The sequence below is a fragment of the Psychromonas sp. CNPT3 genome (assembly GCF_000153405.2).
Lineage (GTDB): Bacteria > Pseudomonadota > Gammaproteobacteria > Enterobacterales > Psychromonadaceae > Psychromonas.
Window position 1 is genome coordinate 102,484 of sequence record NC_020802.1, and the last position, 23,959, is coordinate 126,442.

The 23,959-nt window shown below is 40.1% G+C and carries 19 protein-coding genes, 2 tRNA genes and 4 rRNA genes; 15 read left to right on the plus strand and 10 right to left on the minus strand.

Going from position 1 to position 23,959, the window contains the following annotated elements:
• The first annotated feature begins 115 nt into the window (after nucleotides 1-115).
• Nucleotides 116-367 carry an FAD assembly factor SdhE gene (locus PCNPT3_RS00465; protein ID WP_015463905.1) on the plus strand — a complete coding sequence of 84 codons (252 nt, stop codon included), beginning with the start codon at nucleotides 116-118 and terminating at the stop codon, nucleotides 365-367.
• Nucleotides 339-779, plus strand: a complete 441-nt coding sequence (locus PCNPT3_RS00470) for a protein YgfX (RefSeq protein ID WP_083900306.1) — start codon at nucleotides 339-341, stop codon at nucleotides 777-779. The genes PCNPT3_RS00465 and PCNPT3_RS00470 overlap by 29 nt, the downstream gene beginning before the upstream one ends.
• Here the strand turns inward: PCNPT3_RS00470 and nadB are convergent.
• The gene (nadB, locus tag PCNPT3_RS00475; protein WP_015463907.1) at nucleotides 776-2,413 is read right to left on the minus strand and encodes an L-aspartate oxidase; all 1,638 of its coding nucleotides are present in this window, start codon (nucleotides 2,411-2,413) and stop codon (nucleotides 776-778) included. The two genes, PCNPT3_RS00470 and nadB, sit on opposite strands and share 4 nt — an antisense overlap.
• Nucleotides 2,414-2,565: 152 nt before the next feature.
• On the opposite strand from nadB, the gene rpoE reads away from it, so the two are divergent.
• The 11 genes from rpoE (at nucleotide 2,566) to PCNPT3_RS00530 (ending at nucleotide 12,739) form a co-directional block, all read left to right on the plus strand.
• Nucleotides 2,566-3,144 carry an RNA polymerase sigma factor RpoE gene (rpoE, locus tag PCNPT3_RS00480; RefSeq protein ID WP_015463908.1) on the plus strand — a complete coding sequence of 193 codons (579 nt, stop codon included), beginning with the start codon at nucleotides 2,566-2,568 and terminating at the stop codon, nucleotides 3,142-3,144.
• A gap of 11 nt (nucleotides 3,145-3,155) precedes the next feature.
• Complete coding sequence (locus PCNPT3_RS00485; protein ID WP_015463909.1) at nucleotides 3,156-3,698, plus strand: sigma-E factor negative regulatory protein; 543 nt, start codon at nucleotides 3,156-3,158, stop codon at nucleotides 3,696-3,698.
• Nucleotides 3,699-3,716: 18 nt separating this feature from the next.
• Entirely contained in the window at nucleotides 3,717-4,715 is a 999-nt protein-coding gene (locus tag PCNPT3_RS00490) for a MucB/RseB C-terminal domain-containing protein (RefSeq protein WP_015463910.1), read from the plus strand.
• The gene (locus PCNPT3_RS00495) at nucleotides 4,712-5,161 is read left to right on the plus strand and encodes a SoxR reducing system RseC family protein (RefSeq protein ID WP_015463911.1); all 450 of its coding nucleotides are present in this window, start codon (nucleotides 4,712-4,714) and stop codon (nucleotides 5,159-5,161) included. The genes PCNPT3_RS00490 and PCNPT3_RS00495 overlap by 4 nt, the downstream gene beginning before the upstream one ends.
• Nucleotides 5,162-5,626: 465 nt before the next feature.
• Nucleotides 5,627-7,171: ribosomal RNA gene (locus PCNPT3_RS00500) — 16S ribosomal RNA — on the plus strand.
• Nucleotides 7,172-7,240: 69 nt separating this feature from the next.
• A tRNA-Glu gene (locus tag PCNPT3_RS00505) sits at nucleotides 7,241-7,316 on the plus strand.
• Between the two features lie 517 nt (nucleotides 7,317-7,833).
• Nucleotides 7,834-10,725 (plus strand): 23S ribosomal RNA (locus PCNPT3_RS00510).
• 133 nt (nucleotides 10,726-10,858) lie between these two features.
• A 5S ribosomal RNA gene (rrf, locus tag PCNPT3_RS00515) occupies nucleotides 10,859-10,974 on the plus strand.
• 68 nt (nucleotides 10,975-11,042) lie between these two features.
• Nucleotides 11,043-11,158 (plus strand): 5S ribosomal RNA (gene rrf / locus PCNPT3_RS00520).
• Together the 16S, 23S and 5S rRNA genes with 2 tRNA genes alongside form the textbook arrangement of a ribosomal RNA operon.
• Nucleotides 11,159-11,165: 7 nt before the next feature.
• Nucleotides 11,166-11,241: transfer RNA gene (locus PCNPT3_RS00525), tRNA-Thr, on the plus strand.
• A 784-nt stretch (nucleotides 11,242-12,025) separates the two neighbouring features.
• Nucleotides 12,026-12,739 carry a sce7726 family protein gene (locus tag PCNPT3_RS00530; RefSeq protein ID WP_015463912.1) on the plus strand — a complete coding sequence of 238 codons (714 nt, stop codon included), beginning with the start codon at nucleotides 12,026-12,028 and terminating at the stop codon, nucleotides 12,737-12,739.
• A gap of 482 nt (nucleotides 12,740-13,221) precedes the next feature.
• On the opposite strand, the gene PCNPT3_RS00535 is transcribed toward PCNPT3_RS00530, so the two are convergent.
• From PCNPT3_RS00535 to PCNPT3_RS00550, 4 genes are all read right to left on the minus strand, one after another.
• Nucleotides 13,222-14,352 carry a beta family protein gene (locus PCNPT3_RS00535; protein ID WP_015463913.1) on the minus strand — a complete coding sequence of 377 codons (1,131 nt, stop codon included), beginning with the start codon at nucleotides 14,350-14,352 and terminating at the stop codon, nucleotides 13,222-13,224.
• Between the two features lie 15 nt (nucleotides 14,353-14,367).
• Nucleotides 14,368-14,856 carry an ImmA/IrrE family metallo-endopeptidase gene (locus PCNPT3_RS00540; RefSeq protein ID WP_015463914.1) on the minus strand — a complete coding sequence of 163 codons (489 nt, stop codon included), beginning with the start codon at nucleotides 14,854-14,856 and terminating at the stop codon, nucleotides 14,368-14,370.
• A complete protein-coding gene (locus PCNPT3_RS00545; protein WP_051043759.1) occupies nucleotides 14,843-15,373 on the minus strand; it encodes a hypothetical protein in 531 nt (176 codons plus the stop codon). Before PCNPT3_RS00545 ends, PCNPT3_RS00540 begins: the two co-directional genes overlap by 14 nt.
• A 715-nt stretch (nucleotides 15,374-16,088) precedes the next feature.
• Complete coding sequence (locus PCNPT3_RS00550) at nucleotides 16,089-17,111, minus strand: virulence RhuM family protein (RefSeq protein WP_015463916.1); 1,023 nt, start codon at nucleotides 17,109-17,111, stop codon at nucleotides 16,089-16,091.
• 312 nt (nucleotides 17,112-17,423) lie between these two features.
• On the opposite strand from PCNPT3_RS00550, the gene PCNPT3_RS00555 reads away from it, so the two are divergent.
• Nucleotides 17,424-17,651, plus strand: coding sequence for a ribbon-helix-helix domain-containing protein (locus tag PCNPT3_RS00555; protein WP_015463917.1), 228 nt, complete (start codon nucleotides 17,424-17,426; stop codon nucleotides 17,649-17,651).
• A 71-nt stretch (nucleotides 17,652-17,722) separates the two neighbouring features.
• On the opposite strand, the gene PCNPT3_RS00560 is transcribed toward PCNPT3_RS00555, so the two are convergent.
• The 5 genes from PCNPT3_RS00560 to ugpB form a co-directional block, all read right to left on the minus strand.
• The gene (locus PCNPT3_RS00560; protein WP_015463918.1) at nucleotides 17,723-18,541 is read right to left on the minus strand and encodes an HAD-IIB family hydrolase; all 819 of its coding nucleotides are present in this window, start codon (nucleotides 18,539-18,541) and stop codon (nucleotides 17,723-17,725) included.
• Nucleotides 18,534-19,640: a sn-glycerol-3-phosphate import ATP-binding protein UgpC gene (locus PCNPT3_RS00565; RefSeq protein WP_015463919.1), complete on the minus strand. Its 1,107-nt coding sequence runs from the start codon at nucleotides 19,638-19,640 to the stop codon at nucleotides 18,534-18,536. The genes PCNPT3_RS00560 and PCNPT3_RS00565 overlap by 8 nt, the downstream gene beginning before the upstream one ends.
• Complete coding sequence (gene ugpE / locus PCNPT3_RS00570; RefSeq protein WP_015463920.1) at nucleotides 19,641-20,489, minus strand: sn-glycerol-3-phosphate ABC transporter permease UgpE; 849 nt, start codon at nucleotides 20,487-20,489, stop codon at nucleotides 19,641-19,643.
• Nucleotides 20,489-21,370: a sn-glycerol-3-phosphate ABC transporter permease UgpA gene (gene ugpA, locus PCNPT3_RS00575; RefSeq protein WP_015463921.1), complete on the minus strand. Its 882-nt coding sequence runs from the start codon at nucleotides 21,368-21,370 to the stop codon at nucleotides 20,489-20,491. The genes ugpE and ugpA overlap by 1 nt, the downstream gene beginning before the upstream one ends.
• 143 nt (nucleotides 21,371-21,513) lie before the next feature.
• Complete coding sequence (gene ugpB / locus PCNPT3_RS00580; RefSeq protein WP_015463922.1) at nucleotides 21,514-22,821, minus strand: sn-glycerol-3-phosphate ABC transporter substrate-binding protein UgpB; 1,308 nt, start codon at nucleotides 22,819-22,821, stop codon at nucleotides 21,514-21,516.
• Between the two features lie 403 nt (nucleotides 22,822-23,224).
• Between ugpB and PCNPT3_RS00585 the strand changes: the two genes are divergently transcribed.
• Nucleotides 23,225-23,959, plus strand: a complete 735-nt coding sequence (locus PCNPT3_RS00585; RefSeq protein WP_015463923.1) for a glycerophosphoryl diester phosphodiesterase — start codon at nucleotides 23,225-23,227, stop codon at nucleotides 23,957-23,959.

The window sequence follows — 23,959 nt, forward strand, 5'->3', positions numbered from 1 at the left end:
CTGTGATTATATCTTTTTATAATGGTATCGCTCACAAGGTGATTTGTCAGTACTTGTTGTTAATAAATTTTTGTTGCTATGATATATAGATATCTTATTTTAAAAGGCAATCAAAATGCAGGAAGAGATCAATAAATCACGTTTATTATGGGCTTGTCGTCGAGGTATGTTGGAGCTAGACGTTTTATTTATGCCCTTTGTTAAAGAAGCGTTTGATGATTTAAAATATTCGCAGCAACTTACTTTCCAACGCTTGTTAACGCATGAAGATCCGGATCTTTTTGCGTGGTTTATGGGCCATGATAAATGTGTCGACCCAGATCTTGCTGATATGATCCATGTCATCTTGCAGCGCGTTAAAGCATAACATAAGGGTACAGCCCTCGTTATATGCGGGGTGTTGTGTTTTTGGTCTGTACCTCTTAATCATTCTAGTGCTTATTAGTCATACAGACTTGTCTTGGTTTAATGTGCCATTATATTTGTTGTTGTTTTTATGGGCGTTGCAAGACGCCAAAAGGGTCGCACATCGTCATTATCAATTACAATTAAGTGATGATGGCGATTTAAAGATAAGAGATGAGCAAGGGATCGCGTGGGTTGGAAAAATTAAAACGTCTTCTTATTATAATCGTTTTTTCTTAGTGTTACATTTGCAGCCAAATAAGCATTTACTGCAAAAAAGAACCTCTTATTCAATATTGATTTATCGGGATGCGTTGAGCCCTCCCGAATATCATCTATTGGCGCGACTAATCAATAGTGAGCACCAAGTTTAAAGTGTTTCTTTTTCAACGGGGGTTAAAATGGTGGGTTTAGGATCCTTTAATAAATTAGGATGATCTAGATTGTAATGTAAGCCACGACTTTCTTTACGCGCGGTTGCACTACGGATGATAAGCTCAGCCACTTGTACTAAGTTTCTTAGTTCTAGTAAGTTATTACCCACTTTAAAGTTACTATAATACTCATTAATTTCTCGTTGCAACATTTGTACTCTGTGTTTGGCGCGCTCTAAGCGTTTATCAGTACGCACAATCCCCACGTAATCCCACATAAATAAACGCAGTTCATGCCAGTTATGTTGGATCACTACCTCTTCATCTGAGTTGGTTACTTGACTCTCATCCCAGATTGGAATGTTGACTTTTTTGCGTTTATTACAAAAAGTTAAGCGATTAATAATGTCTTTTGCACAAGCATGCGCATAAACAATACACTCTAAAAGTGAATTTGATGCCAGGCGATTTGCACCGTGTAATCCGGTATAAGTCACTTCACCAATGGCATATAAGCCATCGACATCTGTTTGACCATTATGATCGATCATAACACCACCACAAGTGTAGTGTGCCGCAGGGACAATTGGCATGGGTTGGTGAGCAATATCGATACCAAGTAATAAACAGCGACGATAAATAGTCGGGAAATGCTTCACAATAAATTCTTTGGGCTTATGGCTGATATCTAAATACATACAATCGGCGCCCAGACGTTTCATTTCAAAATCAATCGCACGAGCAACAATATCGCGAGGCGCAAGCTCTCCACGTTCATCGAAATCAGGCATAAACCGCGTGCCGTCAGGGCGTAGTAGTAAGGCACCTTCTCCGCGTAAAGCTTCGGTCAGTAAAAAGTTTTTTGCGTCCGCGTGAAATAAACAAGTGGGATGAAATTGATTAAATTCCATATTCGCGACGCGGCAACCACTACGCCATGCGAGCGCAATACCGTCGCCACTTGATACATCCGGATTACTGGTATATTGATATACTTTACTTGCACCGCCTGTTGCTAGTGCAACAAAACTTGCTTGGATAGTTTCAACGCACTCCGCAGAGCGGTTCCAAACATAGGCACCTAGCACTCGGTTTGCAGGTAGTTTTAATTTACGACTGGTGATCAGGTCAATGGCGTTGTAGCCTTCCATTAAGGTAATGTTTTTATGTTCTTTTACTGCGCTCAGCAGTGTATTTTCTACTTCTTTACCGGTCGCGTCTGCGCTGTGTAATATACGGCGATGTGAATGTCCGCCTTCTTTAGTGAGGTGATATTGCGTTTTACCGTTCGCATCGACTTCGGTATCAAATTCTACACCGGTATCAATAAGCCATTCGATACTTTCTTTGGCATTACTAAGCGTAAATCGCACTGCGTCTTCATCACATAAACCTGCGCCCGCAATTAAAGTGTCATTAACATGGTGATCCACTTTATCTGTTTCAGAAAAAACAGCCGCTATACCGCCTTGTGCATAATAGGTAGAGCCTTCTGCTAGCTTACCTTTACTTAAGACGTTAACTTTTGCGTGTTTAGCTAATTTTAATGCAAGTGATAATCCCGCTGCACCCGCACCAATGATAAGAACATCACAATGATGTTGTTGATCTATTCTGGGTTTACTTTTATTCATGACACTATATGCTCTGCATGGAAGGAAATATGAACAGGTAGTTTATCTAAAAATTCATTTATTTAAAAATGGTTTGGAACTTTCTTTTATAATTCGGGTCATAATAGTGAATGCCAAATTAGGCTCACATCAATAATAGGTAGAGAAGCTCGATGAGTGAGCGTGATTTAGATCTTCAATTAATCCAGCGAATTCAAGGTGGAGAGCAGCTTGCTTTCACATTGTTGGTTAGAAAATATCAAAATAGGATCGCTAATATATTAACGCGTTATATTCGTAATAGTGGCGATATACCTGATGTTGTGCAGGAAGTGTTTATTAAAGTCTATAAAGCACTGCCATCATTTAGAGGGGAAAGTGCCTTTTATACTTGGTTATATCGGATCACGGTGAATACCGCGAAAAACTATTTAACCAGTCAAAGTAGGCGTCCTCCTCTTTCGGATATCGATGCACTTGAGGCCGATCATTATGATGGGTCGGATGCGTTGCGTGATATTTCTTCTCCGGAAGCGCTATTGCGCTCAGAAGAAATAAAAACAGTGATATTAAATGCGATAGCGCAGTTACCTAGCGAACTTAAGGCTGCTATCACACTAAGAGAGCTGGAAGGAATGAGCTATGAGAATATTGCACAAATTGAAAATTGCCCAATAGGAACGGTTCGTTCGCGTATTTTTAGAGCGCGAGAAGCGATCGATAAGCAATTACAACCTTTATTAGAAGCTTAGTTGGAATGATTATGAATGAACGTAATGAACAGCTATCTGCCTTAATAGATAATGAGTTAGATAATCAAAAGACATTAGATTCTTTACTGCAAAATACTGAGCAGCAAGATACTTTTTCTCGATATCATTTAATTGGGGATATTATGCGCGCAGAGACGCCTGATATTTTACTCGATATAGATATCAGTGCGCAGGTTTTAGAGCAGATAAAGAGCCAAGGTGATTGGGTGGATATGACGCCTGAGAGCTTGCCGACGCCAAAGAAAAATAATGTATTAAAATTTACAAAACGTTTTGGGCAGTATGCCATTGCAGCCTCGGTGGCAGGGGTTGTGGTCCTAACGAGCTTTATGACATCTCAAACCAATACAGAAACTGATACGGGTTTAGAAATATTAAGTACCGTACCTTTTGGTGGATCAGCAAGTCCGGTGAGTTTAATGGCTGAGCCTCGCATTTCGAAAGAGATGGTTCAAGAGCGTAATGAACATTTAGAGGCATTATTAAAAGATCATCAATTACAAATACAAATAGAACCTCAAATTTACCCTTAATGTGAGTATGCTTAGCTGATGAAAAAATTGAGAGACGCGCTTTGCATTGCTTGGGCTTTTTTGTTTTTGACAACAAGTGTCTTTGCACAAGGTAATGTTGAGCCTGTTGTGGCGAAAGATAAAAAATCCAAGGCCAAAACGGCAATTGTGTATTTACAGCAAATGCAACAAGCGTACGCTGATAAAAATTATGAAATTTTGTATTTTACTAATGTACAAAATAAAGTTGAATCGATGCAACTTTTGCATGGGGTGATCGATGGTGAAGAGCTTGCGTATGTCCGTTATCTAAATGGTGCTATCCGTGAAACTTTACAGTCTAGTAAGCAGATCAGTTATTTTGAGCAAGGTCGTCAACCTTATACATTAGAAGCACGTATTGATAAGAGTGTTTTTGCTCAGATTGCGCATTTTAATTATCAAGCGGGCCTAGATAGCTATGACTACATTATTGTAGGTAAAGGACGCATTGCGGGTAAAAGGGCACTTGCTATCCGTTTACTTAGCAAGGATCCGTACCGTTATAGTTATGTTATATGGTTAGATATAGAAACCTCATTACCTTTGCGTTTAGATACGCTGAGCAGTAGCAATTTAATATTAGAGCAAGCACAAGTCGTTTCATTATATGTGACCGAAGATGTTAACCCTTGGCTGATAAAAGTAAGCCAGCAACGCTTGCCTCAATTAGTCCATATAAACGTGACGCAAAAAAAATCATTATGGAAATTAAACTGGTTACCGCCAGGCTTTAAAGTTCTAAAATGTGATCGACATAAATTGTCATCAAATGAGAGTGCGTTTATTTCATATATCATGCTCAGTGATGGCATTGTGCGAATTTCAGTTTATATCTCACCGATTAAAGAATTTATGGATAAAGAGAAAATCATTCAACACGGTGCTATGTTAATTTATTCTTCGCAACAAGGGGCTGTGGAAATGACGGTTATTGGAGAGATCCCAATAGCGAGCGCGCAGCGCATTGTAAAATCGATGAGTAGAGAAAAATCATGATCCAAGAAAGCGGTAAGATAATTGAGATCAAAGAAGTTGATCATAAAAAAGTGGCCATTGTTGAATGTATCTCGCGATCTGCATGTGGCACGTGTCATCAAAGTAATGTGTGTGGTGTCGGCGTCGTTGCAAAGACGTTTTCGGAAAAAACCAATCATTTTTCGGTTACTTATAAAGAAGGCATGCAGATAGACACTATGGTCGATTTGCAGATAAGTAATGCGGACCTCTTTAAAACGGCTTCTTTTGTATATCTCTTACCTTTATTGTTCTTTATAGGCAGTGCATTAATAGCCCAATATCTCTTTCTATTAGATGAAAGTGCCATTATTCTGATATCTGTTACCTTTATGGGACTTGGTTTTGTCTTTATGCGTTTTATTAGTCGCCGTCTTTTTTCTAAAAAGCAATATATCGAAGTGATCACGCCCATATCCGCGCAATAAACGCGCACTTTGTTTGCTTATTATGCGAACGCTTCTTTATTTCAAAATTAGTGTAATAAACGCTTGCCAATGTGACTTAGATCTCTATAATGCGACCCCACAGACACAGCAAGTAACGCGAGTTACCGCGGTGTTTGGTGAGACAACGATTTGATTATTAACTTAAATTAAAGCGTTGACAAATCTCACTGGTGACGTATTATACGCACCTGCCGAAAGGCACGCTCTTTAACAATTTAATCAAACAATCTGTGTGGGCACTAGATGATGATTTCAAAAAAGTCCTTATGGTGATTTTGCTTTGCAACTTCATTAAGAGGACAAAAAGAATCAATATCAGTGACACACGAATTAATTCATTAATTCAGAATAACAACAAGTACTTTTCACTAGTTGATTAGTTACTTAGTTTTAGTCAGTAATATTGAGTCGCATTGTTGGTAACAACATTGCAAATTAAACTTTAAATTGAAGAGTTTGATCATGGCTCAGATTGAACGCTGGCGGCAGGCTTAACACATGCAAGTCGAACGGTAACAGAGAGTAGCTTGCTACTTTGCTGACGAGTGGCGGACGGGTGAGTAATGCTTGGGAATATGCCTTAACGTGGGGGACAACAGTTGGAAACGACTGCTAATACCGCATAATGTCTACGGACCAAAGCAGGGGACCTTCGGGCCTTGCGCGTTTAGAGTAGCCCAAGTGGGATTAGCTAGTTGGTAAGGTAATGGCTTACCAAGGCGACGATCCCTAGCTGGTCTTAGAGGATGACCAGCCACACTGGAACTGAGACACGGTCCAGACTCCTACGGGAGGCAGCAGTGGGGAATATTGCACAATGGAGGAAACTCTGATGCAGCCATGCCGCGTGTGTGAAGAAGGCTTTCGGGTTGTAAAGCACTTTCAGCGAGGAGGAAAGGGTAGTAGTTAATAACTGCTATCTGTGACGTTACTCGCAGAAGAAGCACCGGCTAACTCCGTGCCAGCAGCCGCGGTAATACGGAGGGTGCGAGCGTTAATCGGAATTACTGGGCGTAAAGCGCGCGTAGGTGGTTAATTAAGTCAGATGTGAAAGCCCAGGGCTCAACCTTGGAACTGCATTTGAAACTGGTTGACTAGAGTTTTGTAGAGGGTGGTAGAATTTCAGGTGTAGCGGTGAAATGCGTAGAGATCTGAAGGAATACCAGTGGCGAAGGCGGCCACCTGGACAAAGACTGACACTGAGGCGCGAAGGCGTGGGGAGCAAACGGGATTAGATACCCCGGTAGTCCACGCAGTAAACGATGTCTATTAGAAGTTTGTGGCTATATGCCGTGGGTTTCAAAGCTAACGCATTAAATAGACCGCCTGGGGAGTACGGCCGCAAGGTTAAAACTCAAATGAATTGACGGGGGCCCGCACAAGCGGTGGAGCATGTGGTTTAATTCGATGCAACGCGAAGAACCTTACCATCCCTTGACATCCAGAGAATCACCTAGAGATAGATGAGTGCCTTCGGGAACTCTGAGACAGGTGCTGCATGGCTGTCGTCAGCTCGTGTTGTGAAATGTTGGGTTAAGTCCCGCAACGAGCGCAACCCTTATCCTTACTTGCCAGCGGGTCATGCCGGGAACTTTAGGGAGACTGCCGGTGATAAACCGGAGGAAGGTGGGGACGACGTCAAGTCATCATGGCCCTTACGGGATGGGCTACACACGTGCTACAATGGCAGATACAAAGGGTTGCTAACCTGCGAGGGTATGCGAATCTCATAAAGTCTGTCGTAGTCCGGATCGGAGTCTGCAACTCGACTCCGTGAAGTTGGAATCGCTAGTAATCGTGGATCAGAATGCCACGGTGAATACGTTCCCGGGCCTTGTACACACCGCCCGTCACACCATGGGAGTGGGCTGCACCAGAAGTCATTAGCTTAACCTTTCGGGGATGGCGATGACCACGGTGTGGTTCATGACTGGGGTGAAGTCGTAACAAGGTAGCCCTAGGGGAACCTGGGGCTGGATCACCTCCTTATACGAAAGAAACACGTTTAGTGTCCACACAGATTGTTTGATTAGAATGATAAAGCGCACAAAGTTCTTGGTCCCCATCGTCTAGAGGCCTAGGACACCGCCCTTTCACGGCGGTAACAGGGGTTCAAATCCCCTTGGGGATACCAAAGTCTGGACATTTAAAAAGATTATTAATCTTTTTAAACATCAATATGATGACGTAAAAACAAAATCACTTTATAAATGTTTACTTATTAAATATTTATAAAGTGTTTTTTTAACACTGCTCTTTAACAATTAGGAAAGCTGATAAAGTTCTTACTTAACGTATTAGCATAATAAACCATCCACTGGATGCTTTATTACATATGCATATTACGTTAAGTATAAACGAAATTGTTCTCAGTAATTAGTATTACTCTTGTAGTAAATGTAATTACTGTAATCAAGCAAAAATAAAAACAGCTGCAATTCACGTAAGTGAAGTGCAGTTTGTACGTATCTACTCAGTTATTTATAACTGATAGGTGCACGAAAAACGAATGTGTTTTTCATAGTAAAATATGAGGATCGCAAGCGTCTTGGAAACGACATATAAAATCTAAATTTTATAATATTATGTGTTTTTTGAATATTATTAATATTCATAAAAACGCTTAAAGAAAGTATTTTTAGGTATTGTATGGTTAAGTGAATAAGCGTGCACGGTGGATGCCTAGGCAATTAGAGGCGATGAAGGACGTGGTAATCTGCGATAAGTCCAGGGGAGTTGATAACAAGCGTTATATCCTGGAATTTCCGAATGGGGCAACCCGGCACTTAGTGTCATCGTTAAGTGAATACATAGCTTAACGAAGCGAACGAGGGGAACTGAAACATCTAAGTACCCTTAGGAAAAGAAATCAACCGAGATTCCGATAGTAGCGGCGAGCGAAATTGGAACAGCCCTTAAGCTGTTTAGAAGTTAGTAGAATGCTCTGGAAAGTGCAACGATACAGGGTGATAGTCCCGTATATGACAACTTCTTTATAGTGAAAACGAGTAGGTCGGGACACGAGAAATCCTGACTGAATATGGGGGGACCATCCTCCAAGGCTAAATACTCCTAATTGACCGATAGTGAACCAGTACCGTGAGGGAAAGGCGAAAAGAACCCCTGTGAGGGGAGTGAAATAGAACCTGAAACCGTGTACGTACAAGCAGTAGGAGCCGACTTAGTTCGGTGACTGCGTACCTTTTGTATAATGGGTCAACGACTTAATTTCAGTAGCAAGGTTAACCGTTTAGGGGAGCCGTAGGGAAACCGAGTCTTAACTGGGCGAATAGTTGCTGGGATTAGACCCGAAACTTGGTGATCTAGCCATGAGCAGGTTGAAGGTTGAGTAACATCAACTGGAGGACCGAACCCACTAATGTTGAAAAATTAGGGGATGACTTGTGGCTGGGGGTGAAAGGCCAATCAAACCAAGAGATAGCTGGTTCTCCTCGAAAGCTATTTAGGTAGCGCCTCATGTATCACTGTTGGGGGTAGAGCACTGTTTAGGCTAGGGGGTCATCCCGACTTACCAACCCTATGCAAACTCCGAATACCAACAAGTGCAATCATGGGAGACACACGGCGGGTGCTAACGTCCGTCGTGGAAAGGGAAACAACCCAGACCGCCAGCTAAGGTCCCAAAGTATATGTTAAGTGGGAAACGATGTGGAAAGGCTTAGACAGCTAGGAAGTTGGCTTAGAAGCAGCCATCTTTTAAAGAAAGCGTAATAGCTCACTAGTCGAGTCGGTCTGCGCGGAAGATTTAACGGGGCTAAACATATCACCGAAGCTGCGGATGCATAATTTATTATGCATGGTAGAGGAGCGTTCTGTAAGCCGTCGAAGGGAAAGGTGTAAACCATCCTGGAGGTATCAGAAGTGCGAATGTTGACATGAGTAACGATAAGGGGGGTGAAAAACCCCCCCGCCGGAAGACCAAGGGTTCCTGTCCAACGTTAATCGGGGCAGGGTGAGTCGACCCCTAAGGCGAGGCCGAAAGGCGTAGTCGATGGGAAACGGGTTAATATTCCCGTACCCTTTATTATTGCGATGGGAGGACGGAGAAGGCTAGGTGGGCCTGGCGATGGTTGTCCAGGTTCAAGTATGTAGGCGGGAGACTTAGGTAAATCCGGGTTTCTACTAACGCTGAGATACGATGTCGAGTCACTACGGTGATGAAGTCATTGATGCCATGCTTCCAGGAAAAGTCTCTAAGCTTCAGATAATAAAGGATCGTACCCCAAACCGACACAGGTGGTCAGGTAGAGAATACCAAGGCGCTTGAGAGAACTCGGGTGAAGGAACTAGGCAAAATGGTACCGTAACTTCGGGAGAAGGTACGCCTACGACGGTGAAGTCCCTTGCGGATGGAGCTGTTGTAGGCCGAAGATACCAGATGGCTGCAACTGTTTATTAAAAACACAGCACTCTGCTAAATCGTAAGATGACGTATAGGGTGTGACGCCTGCCCGGTGCTGGAAGGTTAATTGATGGGGTTAGCGCTTGCGCGAAGCTCTTGATCGAAGCCCCAGTAAACGGCGGCCGTAACTATAACGGTCCTAAGGTAGCGAAATTCCTTGTCGGGTAAGTTCCGACCTGCACGAATGGCGTAATGATGGCCATGCTGTCTCCACCCGAGACTCAGTGAAGTTGAAATCGCAGTGAAGATGCTGTGTACCCGCGGCTAGACGGAAAGACCCCGTGAACCTTTACTACAGCTTAGCAGTGAACTTAGAGCCTACATGTGTAGGATAGGTGGGAGGCAATGAAACCAGGTCGCTAGATTTGGTGGAGTCAACCTTGAAATACCACCCTTGTATGTTTTGAGTTCTAACCATGGCCCCTGAATCGGGGTTTGGGACACTGTTTGGTGGGTAGTTTGACTGGGGCGGTCTCCTCCTAAAGAGTAACGGAGGAGTACGAAGGTTGGCTAATCACGGTCGGACATCGTGAGGTTAGTACAATGGTATAAGCCAGCTTAACTGCGAGACAGACACGTCGAGCAGGTACGAAAGTAGGTCATAGTGATCCGGTGGTTCTGAATGGAAGGGCCATCGCTCAACGGATAAAAGGTACTCCGGGGATAACAGGCTGATACCGCCCAAGAGTTCATATCGACGGCGGTGTTTGGCACCTCGATGTCGGCTCATCACATCCTGGGGCTGAAGTCGGTCCCAAGGGTATGGCTGTTCGCCATTTAAAGTGGTACGCGAGCTGGGTTTAGAACGTCGTGAGACAGTTCGGTCCCTATCTGCCGTGGGCGTTTGAGAATTGAGAGGAGCTGCTCCTAGTACGAGAGGACCGGAGTGGACGAACCGCTGGTGTTCGGGTTGTCATGCCAATGGCATTGCCCGGTAGCTACGTTCGGAATCGATAACCGCTGAAAGCATCTAAGCGGGAAGCGAGCCTCGAGATGAGTTCTCACTGGAGCTTTAAGCTCCCTAAAGGGCCGTTGGAGACTACAACGTTGATAGGCAAGGTGTGTAAGTACAGTAATGTATTGAGCTAACTTGTACTAATTACCCGTGAGGCTTAACCATACAATTCCTAAAAGTATTGTATTGAGTAACCAAGAGATGATTGTAATCAATCAAATACGTTTGCGAAGACATATTTTACGAAACAAATTGCAAGATTAAGAAACAATCCAGCTTTTCTAATTAAGATTTTTAGCTTGGCGATAATAGCGCTGTGGCACCACCTGATCCCATGCCGAACTCAGAAGTGAAACGCAGTTGCGCCGATGGTAGTGTGGGGTCTCCCCATGTGAGAGTAGGTCATCGCCAAGCGCCCAATTTAAACCTCAGCCTTTGGCTGGGGTTTTAATATATATAATAATAAATATATTAAGATTTTTTTTGACAATCATAGCGCTGTGGCACCACCTGATCCCATGCCGAACTCAGAAGTGAAACGCAGTTGCGCCGATGGTAGTGTGGGGTCTCCCCATGTGAGAGTAGGTCATTGTCAATCCCCTTTTGCTGATATGGCTCAGTTGGTAGAGCGCACCCTTGGTAAGGGTGAGGTCGGCGGTTCGAATCCGCCTATCAGCACCAGTATTATATTAAGTGTTCTACCTCATAGAAAAAACAATCCCATTAAATAAAAAACCTTAAAGCATTAACAGCCTCATTTTCTTTTAAATTTACAGTCTTATCAATATAACCTATCAAGATCATTCAAATAAAAGCCCCAAACAAAAAATAAAAAACACCTCCCTATAAAAGTACTCAGATCTATTTAAAGCCGTCGTATTTACCCCATTAAGAAAGCTTGCTTATTCACCGCCAAGATCAGCGCTTATCTGCTTAACCGTCACTCTCTTGCAGAGTAATTAAATGCTACGGCGCAGTAAACACATAAAATCTTTTTAAGGTTAGCTATATGCTATAGACGCACTCGTTTTGAGCGTTAGATGTGTATCTAGGCGTAATGTCACTGTTAGATGTAATTTGATGCCAGTGATTTAAAAAGCGCCAGATTAGATGCTATAGAGCTAAACAAGGAACAGGCTAAATAGTTGAATATTGGATTAAAGACTTGAGCCTGTTGATTATTTTATTGCCGTATAAAGTAGGGAATTCGGTAATCCTGCTTTATAATTACTGTATATACGCTTAACCAGCGTGTAAAAATAATGTAGTGGTAGATCAGGTCGAGTAAGAACCCCATAACAGAAGGATTATATGATAATTGATCTGTTTTCGTAGAGGTTATATGAGAATATAGCAACTAGTAGTATTTCTCTTATTTTGACTATTCACGGCTTTAAATTTCTATAAATATGGGGTTACTTTATACAGTTGCTCTATTAATACACTAATCAAAAAAATACAAAATATGATAAAAAGCAATTTTTCCGAAAGGAATCTAGAGCCACAAATAAAAGCTACAATATTAAATTATTTACGTGATAAATATGGACTAAAAACTTACGGATCAATTATTAATGAATTTACAATAGGTAATTTTTCTAGAAGAGTTGACCTAGCTGTAATTAAAGAAAATAGTTTATTAGCTTTTGAAGTTAAAAGTGAAGCTGATAGCTTGAGTCGACTACAGGGGCAGACTCAAAAGTATCTAAAATATTTTGATAAAGTTACGATAGTGGCAGCAACTAAACATATCCCTAAGGTATTTAGTTTGGTCCCTTCTAATGTTGCTATTTGGGAGTTTGTAAATCATTCAATAATTATCAGACAAAGAGGAAGAAAAATAAAGATTGTAGATAAAGAATGTATTTTAGAATTTATGAAAGTAAATGAACTGAGAAAACTATCAAAGCAATCAAATACTAAACCGATTTCCTTAGAGCGTAAAGATGTCACTTTGAGTTTGTTGGATATACCTATAACACAACTTAGAAATGAAGCTGTGTCATCAATAAAAAAGAGGTATTTATTAACTACTTGTCTATTTGTTCAATCTATAGGGGATGAAGGTGTTAAGCCCTCGTCGATCAAATACCTAAGCGTAAATAAAGATAAGCAAAAAAACGTAAAAAGTAATACTAGTAATATATCGAATATCATTGACTTGTTTGATTTAAATTAAGTTGGCTACTCATTCGAGGGTGTAATTCTAACTGTGTAAATACGCTTTAATAAGGAGCTATTTGCGCCTCAAATTTAATTATCCTGCCACTATATTGGCCCAATTTCAATCTAGCCTTTATTCGAAGATGAGTTTGTACTGAAAGCCAAAAGATAGAGTCTTCATTTTCAGATATTCACATGCCAAATAGCTCTATGTGATTTTCCAACGTTACACTCCTAATGCAAGATAAATCAATTTATTAATTACCCGTTTGTGATGGTGAATTAGAGAACAATATAGGTAATATATAGAATTAGATAGACAGTTTATAATGGTCGATTTTGCTACTAAATTACGGAATGATTAACCTGCGATATTCGAACTTCTGATCTCTCGGGTGCTCTCGCCTTTTTTGTTCATTGAAGATCTCATTATTTAATCTTTTTTAATCTTTTTTAATATTATAGGCGATGAGCATTTACACATTTCTTTTTATCTCCTCAATCAACCCAATCTTCCTCAGTGTCTAGTTCATCAAGTATCGAGTCATAGTGTAACTGTTGGTATAAATGTAAATTTATTCTTACTGCTGTGGCTCGGTTTGCTGACGTAATTCCATATTCATCACCTAATTTTGTCCTTTCTATCATTTGAATGCCCCATAGGTGTAAGTCTGGTAACCAATAATCATTAGACATCATTTCTTGGGCCGCTTTTTGGTAAAGATCTATTCTTTCTTCTCTAGTGGTATTTTTAGCATCTTCAAATTCTTTCCTTATAAATCGCCAGTCATTTTTTAAGGGGTAATCAATTCTAGGAGGAGGAGTACCTCCACCACCACTAATCCTATTAGCTCTTGCACTCCCTCTATCAGAATAGACTAAAGTCGCATCAGGGCAATTATCAACCATTTTATTGTAAATTTGCCGTTCATAGATTGGGATTTCGCCTCTGTATGAACCAGAGAAGCTAAATGGAAAAGATGAACATGACACTGAGTAAATTGCATCAGGTAGTGCATTATTCATTTTGTTTAATAAATTTGCATATTTATCCGATTCAAGAAGGTTTTTTCTGTTTACATCTTCATAGTCATATATTATTAATAAGTCATTCAATTCAGACTCAATTAACATTTTGGTTATTGCATTAAAATCGAGAGCTCTAACATCATTCATAGGAAACCTTACGACCAGCCCTCTACCTATTTCTTTTAAACGCTCAATTTGTTGCTTTACTTGTTTTACGTCACCGATTTGGAGTGTAGGCGTTACCATAGGCATTTTTTTTATAAAATTAGCCCAATTTTCATATCCATTATCTGGATTTAATAATAATTTTATCTGATCAAATACAGGACGAGGATATACACCTGTTAGGTTAAACTCCTTATTATGAAGAAGGTAGTTACTGTCAATATCTGCAATCCAATTTTTATTCTTTAGAGCTTTGTTTATTCTATCAATTCCTTTATCAAGATATTTTGAAGCCATCCAACCTTTCAATGGAATTAAAGGTAATATCAATTCTCTATCTTTATCTGCTAGTTCCTCTATAGCCCCCATTTCAGCCGGACTTAAAGATAGAATCGGAGTATATAAAAATTTAAATTTTTCCTTTTTATTAAACACACCTACTTCCTTCTATTATTTACCAAGTCTGAATTTCAAAGCAGTAGTAGACACCCCTGCTATTTCTGCAAGCTGCTCATAGAGTTTGTCTCCAGTAGAAAGTGGAAATTTACTTAAAGAGTTTGTTATCAGATGCCATGGCATAATAATATCAGCTCCTAATTTATTCGCTTCTACTTCTAACTTATTTGATAGTGACGAACGATACAAAACATCATCAGAGATACCATCACCTATTTGACTTTTATGTAGAAGAAAGTGAGCAATTTCATGAGCTAATGTATATCGTTGCCTAGCCTTAACATCATGCCTATTTATTCGAATGATAAATTTGTCATTTTCCTGTTTTATTTCACCAGAAATCCTTGCTGGTAGAGTTGCTTTTTTTACCACTAGGCCCAATTCTTTAGCAATTAATCCCAGTGGAATAGGAAAAGTATCATTATGCTTTTCAATAATATCAACCTGCTCCTTCGGAACTTTTATCCACTCATTGGCTTTCATTTAATTCTTCCTGTTCTTCATCTAACTCAGCAAATAATTGAGGATCTATGCTTGATTCTGAATGCTTATTATTTCGCATTATCATATCGACCACATCTTCTAGGGTTTTATTGAGCTCTCCTTCATTAATAAGTTGATTTAGCTGTTCTTTTACCACGATAGGAATGTCTTTTTTTACTTGTTCCTTTGCGACTGTAGTGGCTTTACTTGTTGCGAGATCGCTAGCTATTTTATTTGTACTACTTTTTATGTTGTTATATCCCCAAACAGATAATATAGCGACACCAATACCTAAAGCAGTAATAAGAAGAGTAACACAAGCCAATGCAATACTAGTGTACTCAACAAAGCTTATGGACGGTGGGGTATTATCATTAACTGGCTGAGATGATGTGTTTTTCAGTTTAGTTTGTAATTCACTGATCAAATTTCCTTGTGTTTTTACAATAGATTCTAATTCCAGCATCTTTCGTTCAGTTTTTTTTTGTAAAACAGGATATAAGAGTTCTTTATCCATTTTTATCTTAAGGAAGGACGCCTTTAATTTAACTTTATCTGATTTGGTCTCAATATTCTCATCGGATATGGCTGGATGCAAATGTGTTGGAGGAATAATTGCAAAGCTATACGAAGAAAATGCTAAAGATAATAATATGTGTAATGGAATACAACATCGGAAATTAGCCACTGAAACACCTATAACGTAGATTAGAGGAAAAACAACACAATATATAGAATATAAAAATATTGATCATAATAGTACTGAAATAAGTGCATTATTATAACATAACAGAATGAAATCAATAAAATGACACATTTACAAATGTGAACCGGCTCTGTTCTTAAATCTTGAGAAAAACAGTATTAGCCCTAAAGCTTTTGTCGAAGAGGTAAGATTGCTTCAATATTTTTGACACCAAAGGTGGTGGGGAGCCATGCAAACATGGTTTCATACGTGAATATAAACAGGATCAGGTCTTTAATTTTTTAGAGCTAAGCATATTTAGTAATACACTGATTTTTCAGCCCGTTTTAGTTAATAATTTCAGAATTTTTTGTACTCATTAGCGAATGAGAATACCTCTGTTAGGAGCTTCTCTCTCGGTAGTGGGCACACAAAAAGAAAAGAGGCCGTTAGCTTCTGTCTTTATTTATTATTTACTCGGAATAATGTAACTGCAGATCTCGGGGTATGACCGTATGAGATATTATAAATACATGAACGATTACGCCTATTTAGTCTCTAAGCGTTTAATTGCATCTGCTAAGTCGTTATCGACTTGTGATGGTTGCATATCAATAATTTTGCGGTATTTATCGTACTCTTTTTTGGCTTTTTGTTTTGCCTGCTCTGCTGATATTTTTCCTGCATGGGTTAAAATGTCGAAGTCACTTAATTGTAGAAAATTATTGAGTTTGTTTGCCCAGTCAGCCATTTTCATTAATTTGCCATTTCTTGCTTGTAGCTCAGAAAACTCAAGATATGAAGTCACTAATCTGTTTAATGTATCGAGCTCTTTTTCAGATAGGTAATTCTTACCTATCACTACCTCTTTGCGCGTGGGGGCTTTGCCTGACTCTTTACCTTTGAAACTGGTTAAACCTAAATTGGGCTTATCGGCATTTATACGTTCAAAGACTATTTCACTTGCGGTGTGGCCATGTGCTGCCCAGTGCATTTTATTTTGTACCTGTGCAAAAAACTTAATACTACTTTGCGCTTTGCCATCGTAATCAATACTCGTCGCATAAATATCACAGAGCTTACGCCAAAAAACTTTTTCAGATGAGCGTATATCACGAATGCGGTTAAGTAATTCATCAAAGTACTGGCTATTATCTGGATTTTTAAGGCGTTCGTCATCCATTACAAAGCCTTTAGTCAGGTACTCTTGCAATGTGTTAGTTGCCCACTGGCGAAATTGAATGCCTTGTTTAGAGCGAACGCGATACCCTACCGCAAAAACAGTGTCTAAATTATAATGATCTATAACACGGCTTACGTCTCGGTTTCCTTCGGATTGAACTGTTGCAAACTTTGCAACGGTTGCTTTTTGTTCAAGTTCACCATCTTCATAGATATTTTTTAAATGCTTAGAGATGACTGATTTATCTCGATTAAAGAGTGTTGCGATTTGGCTCAAGTTTAACCATAAAGAGCCTGACTCAAAACGGCACTCAACCTTAGTTTGACCTTCATTACCTTGGAAAAGTATAAATTGCCCTTGTGGTGCAGTGCTTAGTTCGTCAGTCATTGGGTTTGCCGTAATTGTATTAGATTAATAGTTAAGAAAATTTAACATAAAAAGAATAGAAAATATTAATTTATTGCCTATTAATTTAAAGCGATATAAAGGGGTTTTTGTTCTTTATAGAGCGTGACAGGCTCTACTCTTTAATTTTTAAGGAAGTAATATTAAGGTGGATCATTTAAACCGTAAAACTCATCTTTTGTACCCTTTAGCGAGTTAGATCTTTGCTGTTAGTTATTTTCTTGAATATCACTCTCTATCGTAGCGTTAAACGTTGCGCTGTTATAATACCCTTGGATTAATTAGGATATCTTTATGAGTAAACTATCAAAACGTTCAACGGTTTATTTTGAACCACATATACATCAAGCCTTAAAAATTAGAGCGGCTTCTACACATGTTTCAGTTTCAAAATTAATTGATGACGCGGTGCGTTTATTGATGCTTGAGGATAAAGAAGACTTAAAAGCCATTTCAAGTCGAGCATTCGAAGAAGAAATTAGTTATGAAAGCTTACTTAATGACTTGAAGAAACAGGGCTAAGCATTCCTCTATCATCAAAAAAAACATCAGGACTAACCTCTTAATTAGCCCTAAAGCTTTTGTCGAAGAGATTAAACCTCACTATTATCGTTTGCCTGTAAAATCAACTCTGCTAATTCTACAAAACCGTAGCCGCCATTTTTAGTGCTGATGTAAGCTGGTTTGGCTTTAAATTGAGGTAAGATTGCTTCAATATTTTTAACACCAAAGGTGGTGGGTAGCCATGCAAACATGGTTTCATCATTGAGTGAGTCACCAATATAGGCTATCTCATTAAGGCTCAGAGGTGGGCTCTGGCCATTATCAAACAAGTACTGCTCTGTAGATAAACGCTTATTGTGCTTTCCTACCCATGCGTTGAGGTGGATTGAGCTGAGGCTCGCATTGACTCTCTGGCCATTTACGGTTAATTTTTTTATTTTAGCAAGTAACTCATGGCTGAGTTTATCGCTAACTGGCTCACGATCTTGGCTTAAGTTAATGGCGACATCGCAGTAGCGAAACGGTTGATCATAAGCAAAGCGGATATCCGGATACTCAGTAAGCACCCTGTTTAAAAGTTTAATAAGCTCACCTTGCTGATGTTTCATGGTATCAAGGGGACTTGTTGTTTTCGTTACAAATTCAGCCTTCCTTTTTTGCATCCAAAAAGCCCCATTTTCACCGATCACGCCATGTACTGGCCAAAGTTTTGCTATTTGATCGCACCAACCCGCGCAAGCACCGGTCACCGGTACTACTTTTATCCCCGCTAGGCTGAGCTTTTCAAGCGCAAGGAATGTTTGAGGGGGGAGTTTACCCTGCCACGTTAAGGTGTCATCAACATCGGTGAATAACCATTTAATGTTGCGTGCTTGGGTTATCGGTAGCTGAGCTAAAGGCTTAGGCATAAATAACCTCTAAGACGCCGGGACTTTTGATATCAATATTAATACGTTTTAAGGTCTTGATATCAAATAGATGTAGGTGCTCTACATTGACATCTAGACCAAGAATATCATTGATTTTAATGGTGCTGTCACCTTGAACGCGTATCACCAGATCTTGCATTGAGACATCGATGGTATGACAGTAAAGTAAAAGATCTGCCCCTAAAGACTCAATAAATTCAACTTTCACTTCAAACCATGGGGTGTCTGTTGTGATTTGTATATGCTCAGGGCGAAGCCCTAATTTAACATCGCCCAGCGCTAAAGATTGAGTATTAAAGGGTAAAAGTGAGCAACCGAGCTTAAGGCCTTGGGGAGTCACTTGAAAGTTGAGAATATTCATTGCGGGGGATCCAATAAACGTGGCAACAAACAAAGATGCGGGATCATTGTAAATCTCTAAAGGCGTACCGATTTGTTCGACCATGCCTTCATTGAGTACCACTAATTTATCTGCAAGGGTCATTGCTTCTATTTGGTCGTGGGTTACGTAGACAGAAGTGACTGCTAATCTGCGTTGTAATTTTTTTATCTGTAAGCGCATTTGCACTCTTAATTTAGCATCCAAATTAGAAAGAGGCTCATCAAAGAGAAATATTTTAGGCTCTCTTACTATCGCCCGTCCCATTGCGACGCGTTGTCTCTGGCCACCCGAGAGGCGCTTCGGTTTGCTCTCCAGTAGATGCTCAATTTCTAGCATTTTAGCGGTTTCATGGACGATGCGCTTGATCTCTGCTTTGGGTATTTTACGGTTACGCAGCCCATATGCCATATTGTTATAAACGGTCATATGTGGATAGAGTGCATAATTTTGAAATACCATGGCGATATCTCGCTCACTGGGCTCTAAATCATTCACGATACGACCGTCTATTTTGATTTCACCCGAAGTGATCTCTTCTAATCCTGCAATCATGCGCAGTAAAGTCGATTTACCGCAGCCACTTGGGCCGACGAGTACTACCATTTCACCATCATTAATAACTAAGTTTAATTTGTGAATGGCCTGATAGCCATTCGCATAGGATTTTTCAATATTTGAAATTGTTAGAGTTGACATTTATTTCTCCGGATCTACGAGGCCTTTAACAAACACTTTTTGCATACTGATCACAACAATGACGGGAGGTAGCATGGCAATAAGGGTGGTTGCCATGATTTTATTCCATTCAACCACGCCATCAACGACACCGAGCATTTGTTTGATGCCCATTACGATGGTGTAATATTGAAGATCTGTGGTGATAAGTAGAGGCCATAAATATTGGTTCCAGCCATAAATAAAGGTGATAACAAAAAGAGCCGCAATATTGGTGCGTGAAAGTGGCAATAAGATATCAATAAAAAATCGTACGGGGCCCGCGCCATCGATGCGTGCAGCTTCAAATAATTCACGTGGAATGGTTAAAAAGAACTGCCTGAATAAAAAGGTGGCGGTTGCACTGGCAATGAGCGGAATGGTTAAACCCGAGAACGAATTAAGCATATTTAAGTTGGTGATCACTTCAAACGTAGGCATGATGCGCACTTCTACGGGTAACATCAGGGTGAAGAAAATGATCCAAAAGGCAAACATCCGCCCCGGAAAACGAAAAAACACCACCGCGTATGCCGAGAGTATAGAAATACTCAGTTTGCCGACAGTGATGGTCAGCGCCATGATCAAGGAATTAAGTAACATATGCGAGATAGGTAGCGTTGAATTGTTAAACGTACTCTCATTGCTGAGTAAATCTCGAAACACATCAAAGCCAAGATCGCCAAACCAAAGTGGCGAGCCAGTGACAAATGCGCTGTTCTCATGTGTTGTGGCGACGATGGCTATCCAAATAGGGAAAGCAACGGCAATAATGCCAAGTATTAAAATGACATGACAAAAAAGAGTAAAGAGGGGGCTTCGTTGTACCATTAGTACGCTACCTTATTTTCGATATATTTGAATTGAACGACAGTTAAGAGTGCCACCATGATCATTAGGATCACCGATTGAGCCGCTGATGAGCCCAAATTCAGCCCGATAAAACCATCGTTGTATACTTTGTAAACTAACGTGGATGTACTGTTGCCGGGCCCGCCTTGGGTCATTGCGTGAATGATGGCGAAGGTATCAAAAAATGCATATACAAAATTAACCACTAATAAGAAAAAGCTGGTCGGTGATATAAGGGGGAAACTGATGCTAATAAAGCGTTTGATAGGGCCACTACCATCAATGGCCGCTGCTTCATGTAAAGACTTTGGAACAGATTGTAAGGCAGCTAAAAAAAACAAAAAGTTATAACTTATTTGTTTCCAAGTAGAGGCGATGATCACCATCCACATGGCATGGCTACCATTGAGTATGGGATCCCAGTCAACCCCGAGCTTCCCTAATAATTCAGCAATAATCCCGATGGTGGGATCAAACAAAAACAACCACAAAGAGCCGGCTACAACAGGTGCTACCGCATAAGGCCAAATTAAAAAAGTACGATAAAAGGTTGAGCCACGTACGATATGCTCGGCAAAGGCAGATAAGAGTAACGCACTTACCATGGCTAAAAAGGCAACGCTGATACTAAATTGCAATGTGGTGAATAGCGCATCTATATAGTTACTATCATTAAATAAATAAATAAAATTTTCTAGCCCTACAAATTCACGGCTAAAGCCAAAGGGATCTTCTAATTGAAAAGATTGAAAAATGGCTTGGCCAGCAGGCCAAATAAAAAAAATAAAGGTGATCAATAATTGTGGCGTGATAAGCGCGATGGGTAACCATTTATTTTTAAAGACAACGTTCGATGACATATTCGCTCTACCGTTTGCTCATAAGAGAAGAAAATTGCCACCTCAGTAATAAAAAGTGGCAATAAGATGGGGCGCTACAAATGAACAACAAGGATCTTTATTATTTTTTTGTCTGATACCGAGTTCTCCCCTTCGCTTGGACTCTATTTTTGAATGCGCTCAAAGCGTCTCAATTGCTCATTGCCGCGACGTACTGCATTATCGAGTGCAACTTTAGGGGAAATATTTCCCGCCCATACGCCTTCTAGCTCTTCGTTAATAATGTCACGTGTTTGTAGGAAATTACCAAAGCGAATACCTTTGGAATTCTTCGTTGGCTGGGTTGATGTCATTTGGATAACGGCCGTATCAGTACCTGGATGCGTTTTATAGAATCCTTGTTTCTGAGTTAGCGCATATGCTTTTTTGGTAATGGGTAAATAGCCTGTAAATTGATGCCAATCAGCTTGAACTTTGGCACTAGACAAGTAAGTAAAGAACTTAGCAACCCCTTTATACGTCTCACTTGAATGACCTCGTAGTACCCATAATGACGCGCCACCAATGATCGTGTTTTGTGGTTTTGAGATGAGTGTTTCATCATATGGAAGTTCGGCAACGCCGACGTTAATACCTTTCATATTCTCCTGAATACCGGCAAGGCCTGCAGAGGATCCCATCGTCATTGCACATTTTTGAGTATAAAATAACGGCATGCCACTAGACTGACGGCCACCGTACTTAAATATTCCAGATTTAGACCATTTTTTAAGTTGTGCGATATGGTTTACAAAAGGGATGCTATTAAATGTGAAGGTCGTATCTAAACCATCAAATCCATTACTATTATCAGCCATTGCAATATCGTTGCGCGCGCCAAAGTTTTCGATTTGCGTCCAAGATTGCCATGTGGTGCTAAAACCACACTCTGCGCCAGAAGCTAATAACTTACGAGAAACATCACCCATCTCTTTCCATGTTTTTGGCGCAGATTTAATACCGGCCTTTGCAAACATATCTTTATTGTAATAGAGGACAGGTGTTGAGCTATTAAACGGCATAGATAACAACTTGCCATCATTGGTTGTGTAATAACCGGTGACGCTTGCTAGATAATCATTGGCATCAAAAGGCTCGTTGGTATCTTCCATTAGTTTATAAACAGGGTAAATAGCTTGTGTCGCACCCATCATCGTTGCCGTGCCTACCTCAAAAACCTGTACTATTGCTGGTTGTTGTTTTGCGCGAAACGCAGCAATGGCACCTGTCATTGTTTCAGCGTAACTCCCTTTATAAATGGGTTTTATTTCATATTCAGATTGGGACGCATTAAAATCTGCGGCAATTTCATTTACTTTCTGGCCTAAAGCGCCACCCATAGCATGCCACCATTCAACGTCAGTTTTAGCATGAACTTGTGCACTCAATAAAGTTGCCATTACAGCGAGTCCAGTGAGATGTTTAATAGACATATGATTTCCTTTCTCGTCTTAATAGCAAAGGAACTAACAAAGTGATCCATCTTGCTTGTTAAAATTATCCCTACTTACGTTGTGAGTTTTGAAGTGAGAACAACTATCTCCTGCAACTCACGCTTTATTAGTGCTAATTTTTCCTGCGCAATACATGACGCTTAATTAATTCCATTGCTATAAGTTATAATTTAAAGGAGAGAGGATGTTATGTATTCCCTCTCCATTGATTTGAATTTACAAATGCACAGTACATAAATGTTGTTACACTTTAGTGACAGGTAGATGACAGATAAATGAAGCATGCTAAATCTGTCCTTTATTAAAATAATGTCATGCTGCAATAAAAGAGTCATAAAGGTTTGATAGGGTTGTTAAGTGCATTAGTGAACGAGGAGAGGTAATGAACATAATGGCGCATCGAGGCGTTTCTAGTCTGGCCCCTGAAAATACTTTGGCAGCTTTTAATAAAGCCGCCGAGCTTGGTTGTGAGTGGATTGAAATTGATGTGCAACTGAGTTTTGATCAGGTGCCGGTGGTGATCCACGATCAATGCGTTGATCGTTGCTCAGATGGAAATGGCGCCGTTTCTTCAATGACCTTAGCGAGTTTAAAATCACTGGATATGGGCCTGTGGTTTGCAGACACCTTTAAGAATGAGCGTATTGCTACTTTGCAAGAAACGTTATTATTGGCAGCCGATAAACATTTAAAAGTGAACATCGAAATAAAAATATATGCGCCAGATAATGTGTTTTTACTGTGTGAGAAAATCAAAAAAGTCATTATTGATTTAGAGGTTGATCCCTCACAAATATTATTTTCGAGCTTTAATGTTGAGGCATTAAAACTGATGCAATTTTGGCTACCACAAGTGCGTCGGGGGCTTCTGTTTAAAGTGATCCCCGATAATGCGTTGCTGTTATTAGCGCAAATAGACGCCTATAGTTTGCATTGTAATTACCTGTTTTTGACAGGGAAAAAGGCTAAATGGGTAAAACAACACGGCTATCAACTTTATTGTTACACCGCCGATGTACCGGAGCAGGTTTACCAATATTGGGAGTGGGGGGTAGATATGATGATCAGTAATGTGCCACAAGCATACCGGCACATCGATGATGAATTAAAGGCATAA

Excerpts from the sequence above, each read along its gene's own strand:
- PCNPT3_RS00550 (WP_015463916.1), bottom strand. The coding sequence starts at position 17,111 with ATGACTGACGAACTAAGCACTGCACCACAAGGGCAATTTATACTTTTC.
- PCNPT3_RS00485 (WP_015463909.1), top strand. The coding sequence starts at position 3,156 with ATGAATGAACGTAATGAACAGCTATCTGCCTTAATAGATAATGAGTTA.
- PCNPT3_RS00540 (WP_015463914.1), bottom strand. The coding sequence starts at position 14,856 with ATGAAAGCCAATGAGTGGATAAAAGTTCCGAAGGAGCAGGTTGATATT.
- rpoE (WP_015463908.1), top strand. The coding sequence starts at position 2,566 with ATGAGTGAGCGTGATTTAGATCTTCAATTAATCCAGCGAATTCAAGGT.
- PCNPT3_RS00470 (WP_083900306.1), top strand. The coding sequence starts at position 339 with ATGTCATCTTGCAGCGCGTTAAAGCATAACATAAGGGTACAGCCCTCG.
- PCNPT3_RS00530 (WP_015463912.1), top strand. The coding sequence starts at position 12,026 with ATGATAAAAAGCAATTTTTCCGAAAGGAATCTAGAGCCACAAATAAAA.
- ugpB (WP_015463922.1), bottom strand. The coding sequence starts at position 22,821 with ATGTCTATTAAACATCTCACTGGACTCGCTGTAATGGCAACTTTATTG.
- PCNPT3_RS00465 (WP_015463905.1), top strand. The coding sequence starts at position 116 with ATGCAGGAAGAGATCAATAAATCACGTTTATTATGGGCTTGTCGTCGA.
- ugpE (WP_015463920.1), bottom strand. The coding sequence starts at position 20,489 with ATGGTACAACGAAGCCCCCTCTTTACTCTTTTTTGTCATGTCATTTTA.
- PCNPT3_RS00565 (WP_015463919.1), bottom strand. The coding sequence starts at position 19,640 with ATGTCAACTCTAACAATTTCAAATATTGAAAAATCCTATGCGAATGGC.
- nadB (WP_015463907.1), bottom strand. The coding sequence starts at position 2,413 with ATGAATAAAAGTAAACCCAGAATAGATCAACAACATCATTGTGATGTT.
- ugpA (WP_015463921.1), bottom strand. The coding sequence starts at position 21,370 with ATGTCATCGAACGTTGTCTTTAAAAATAAATGGTTACCCATCGCGCTT.
- PCNPT3_RS00495 (WP_015463911.1), top strand. The coding sequence starts at position 4,712 with ATGATCCAAGAAAGCGGTAAGATAATTGAGATCAAAGAAGTTGATCAT.
- PCNPT3_RS00490 (WP_015463910.1), top strand. The coding sequence starts at position 3,717 with ATGAAAAAATTGAGAGACGCGCTTTGCATTGCTTGGGCTTTTTTGTTT.
- PCNPT3_RS00555 (WP_015463917.1), top strand. The coding sequence starts at position 17,424 with ATGAGTAAACTATCAAAACGTTCAACGGTTTATTTTGAACCACATATA.
- PCNPT3_RS00560 (WP_015463918.1), bottom strand. The coding sequence starts at position 18,541 with ATGCCTAAGCCTTTAGCTCAGCTACCGATAACCCAAGCACGCAACATT.
- PCNPT3_RS00545 (WP_051043759.1), bottom strand. The coding sequence starts at position 15,373 with ATGGATAAAGAACTCTTATATCCTGTTTTACAAAAAAAAACTGAACGA.
- PCNPT3_RS00585 (WP_015463923.1), top strand. The coding sequence starts at position 23,225 with ATGAACATAATGGCGCATCGAGGCGTTTCTAGTCTGGCCCCTGAAAAT.